This is a genomic window from Nonomuraea aridisoli (assembly GCF_003236395.1).
Classification (GTDB): Bacteria; Actinomycetota; Actinomycetes; order Streptosporangiales; family Streptosporangiaceae; genus Nonomuraea; species Nonomuraea aridisoli.
In genome coordinates this window covers 1-3,534 of record NZ_POUD01000473.1, presented here as the reverse complement: position 1 = coordinate 3,534, position 3,534 = coordinate 1, and the positions used below count along the sequence as shown (strand labels likewise).

Genomic DNA, 3,534 nt, shown 5'->3' with positions numbered 1-3,534 from the left:
GCCCTCGACGACCACGGCGAACGCCACGTCGTCCTTGAACCCCATGAACCAGGCGTGCGAGTCGAGCTTCTCGCCGGTGCCGTACTCGGCCGTTCCGGTCTTGCCGTGGGTGCCGGCGGGCAGCCCCGCCGACTTGGCGGTGCCCTTGGTCACGACGGCCGCCATCATCTCGTGCAGCGCCGTCTTCACCCCGTCGGGCAGCTGGCGCTCCTTGGCCTTCTGCTTCAGCGACGGCACCAGCGTCGGCGGGCGCCAGGTGCCGTCGGCGATGGCCGCGGCCACCGACGCGATCGACAGCGGGCTGGAGGTGATGCGGGCCTGCCCGAACGCCTCCGCGGCCAGCTCGGCGTCGGACTGCGCCCTCGGGAAGCTGGCCTTCGCCGCCGGCACCCCGATGTTGAGCGGCTGGTTGAACCCGACGTCCTCGGCCACGTCGAGCAGCTTCTGCGCGCCGAGCTTCTGCTGCGCCAGCGGCGCGAACGTCGTGTTGCACGAGTACGCGAACGAGTCGAGCAACGACAACGACCCGAACTCCTCCTTGTCGGAGTTGCGGATCCGCAGGCCGCCGACCGTCGCGTACATGGGGCAGGTCACGGTGTCCTGCGGCGACATGCCGGCCGCCACCAGCCCGATCGCCGTGACCGCCTTGAACGTCGAGCCCGGCGGGTAGCGGCCGTCGAGCGCACGGTTGAAGCCGCCCCGGTTGTTCACTACGGCGAGGATCTCGCCCGTCGAGGGCCTGATCGCGACCAGGGAGGCGGGTTTGTCGACGTCCTTGACCGCCGCCACCGCCGCGTCCTGCGCCTTCGGTTCGAGCGACGTGCGCACGGGCTCGCCCTTGGCGCCCTCGATGGTGTGCAGCGCCTTGTCGCCGAGCCGGATCTCGGTGGTCGGCGTGCCGGCCAGCCTCTTCTGGAACGTCTCCTGCAGCCCGCCGCGCCCGACGGCCTGCCCGACCTTGTAGGAGGTGCCGAGCTTGCCGACGTCCTTCTTGGTCGCCTTGTCGAGGTAGCCGACGAGCTGCTGCACCGAACCGCCGACCGTGCCGGTGTCGATGCGGCCGCCCTCGGCGTCGGTGATCGCCGCCCGTTCGGGCCACTTCGTCTTGATCGAGAAGGCCGCCCCCTGGGTCATCGACGGGTGCAGCGTGGCCGGCTTCCAGTCGACCTTCCAGGTGCGGTCGGCCACCACCAGGTCGATCTGGCCCTGGTAGGACCAGGTGCCGAGGTTCTTCAACGTGAGGGTGGCGGTGTAGGGGACGCGGGCCCGGTCGTCGCCCTCGGCGACCTGACCGAGCTCGACCTGCGTCGACTCGACCCCGAGGGCCTCGCGCTGCTGCTCGTACGCGCTCAGCTGCTGCGGGGTGGCCAGTGTCGCGGCCATCGCGCTCGCGTCACCGGCCTGCCACGCGGTGGCGAATCGCTGCGCCGTCTCGGCGGGCGTGCCCCGGGTGTGCAGCACGTAGTACGCGCCACCGCCCGCGGCCCCCACCACGAGCACGGCGGCGACGGAAGCGATCGCGATGGTACGGCCCCGTGCCACTTGATCAGCCCCTCGCTCTTCGACGACTGGTCTCCGAGCCTAGCGGGGACAAACTAGGACATTCCATTAGCTGCCTTGAAACTGGCGGCATAGGTCGGGACGTACTCCTGGCCGGACAGCTTCTGGATGGCCTCCATGATCTCGTCGGTCACCCGCCGCCGATCACGCGCGTCGGAGTGGTCGCCCTCGAACCGCAGCGGCCGGCCGATGCTGATGCCGATGCGCGCCGGCCTCGGCACCTTCGCCCCGAGCGGCAGCACCTTCTCGGTGCCGCTGAGCGCCACCGGCAGCACCGGGGCGCCGGTCTTCAGCGCCAGCCAGGCCACGCCGACCTTGCCGCGGTAGAGGCGGCCGTCGGGGGAGCGGGTGCCCTCGGGGTGGATGCCGAACAGCTCGCCGCGCTCCAGCAGCTCGGCCGCCGCGTCGAGCATGGCCTGCGCGGCGTGGGCGCTCTCGCGGTCGATCGGCAGGCTCTTGCCCAGCCGCATGAAGAAGCCGGAGACCGGGTTGCCGTCGAAGTACTCGTTCTTGGCGGTGAACGTCACGTGCCGCGGCAGCAGCGCCGGCAGCAGGAACGAGTCGAGGATCGACAGGTGGTTGGCGGCCAGGATCGCCGGGCCCTTCCTCGGCACGTGGGCCGCGCCGGTGATGTGCGGGCGGCACATCGCGTGCGTCAGCGGCGTGGCGGCGAACTTGACCACTTGGTACAGCAACGAGCTCTCCTGATCATCGGCTGGCCACCAACAATAAGACAGGCGTCCCCCGTGAGATCGGGGGACGCCTGGAAAAGCTGTTGAGGCCGATGTGGCGGTCGCCTCCTCGGCGAGGTGCACAACACGGCTCCAGCCGAACGGTATTCCGTGAAGGCGGTAATTTGCGGCCCGGGGGACACAAACCACATCGGCATCTCGAGTTAAGCACACGGTCCGGCCGGGAAGGTAATCGTGGCGCTCCCATGGGCGACACGTGAACCGGTCAATTCCGCGTCCAGCGAGGCTGGGCGACGTCGAAGACCCGCTGCTCACGACCCCGGAGCGCCACCTCCGCGAACTGCCACAAAATCGCCCCCGTCGGCGCGTGGATCACGATGGACGGACCCAGCGGCATCTGCAGCAGCTCGCCCCGCCAGCGCGGCACCCCCGGCGCCAGGAACCGCTCCAGCGGCACGGAGTGCACCGAGGCCACCTCGCGCGGGTCGGGCACCGGCTCCTGCCGCCCGCCGTACGCCACCACCGGCGTGATCACGAACCCGGAGTCGGTCACGAAGTCGTCGAGCAGCCCCAGCACCTCGACGCCCGTCACGCCGGTCTCCTCGGCCAGCTCCCGCAGCGCCGCCTCCAGCGGCTCCTCGCCGTCGTCGAGCCGCCCGCCCGGCAGCGCCCACTGCCCGGCGTTCCGGCCCGCCGCCGCCCGCTTGATCACGATCACGTACGGGCTGCGCGCGTCGTCCTCCAGCACGCACACCGTGACGGCGGCCCGGCGCACGCCCTCCGCCGGGGGAACCCGGCGGCGCTCGAAGGCGGCCAGCCGGGCGGTGATCTCCTCGCGCAGGACGTCGATCGGCGAAAGCACGGGTCAAGGATCTCACGCCGTACGCGGGTCATCCCGGGGCGAGCAGGATGCTGAGGACGGTGCCGGCGAGCATCCCGGCGCCGGCGGCGATGGCGGCCCACCGGCCCAGCGGCTCGCCCCGTACGTGACCGGCGACCCCGAGCGCCACCCCGGCCAGCCCGAACACCACCGGCTGGAACAACACCGCCACCGCCGCGCACACGAACCCGACGACGGACAGCGCCTGCTCGGCGATCCCCGACCGCCGCGGCGGCGCGCCCGCCGGAGGCGTGGGGAGGTCGTCCGGTGCGCGCGGCGTGGGCTCCTCCGTGACGCGGGGCTGGGGTTCCGTCGTCTCGGACGCCGAGGGCTCCGGTTCGGCGGCGCCGGATTCCGTCGTCTCCGGCGCCGGGGGCCGCCGCGGGTCGGCGGGCGGGGGAG

The 3,534-nt window shown here is 72.0% G+C and carries 3 protein-coding genes and 1 pseudogene; all 4 read right to left on the bottom strand.

Annotation, left to right across the window (positions count from 1 at the left end; translation table 11 throughout):
* Positions 1-1,542, bottom strand: a 1,542-nt coding sequence (locus C1J01_RS47000) for a penicillin-binding transpeptidase domain-containing protein (RefSeq protein WP_111185527.1), incomplete at its 3' end; no start/stop codon positions are given.
* Between the two features lie 53 nt (positions 1,543-1,595).
* On the bottom strand, positions 1,596-2,255 hold the full coding sequence (locus tag C1J01_RS46995; RefSeq protein WP_235855138.1) for a lysophospholipid acyltransferase family protein: 660 nt from the start codon (positions 2,253-2,255) through the stop codon (positions 1,596-1,598).
* Between the two features lie 262 nt (positions 2,256-2,517).
* On the bottom strand, positions 2,518-3,114 hold the full coding sequence (locus tag C1J01_RS46990) for an NUDIX hydrolase (protein WP_111185525.1): 597 nt from the start codon (positions 3,112-3,114) through the stop codon (positions 2,518-2,520).
* 28 nt (positions 3,115-3,142) lie between these two features.
* A pseudogene (locus tag C1J01_RS51715) lies at positions 3,143-3,534 on the bottom strand (hypothetical protein); the annotation flags it as partial.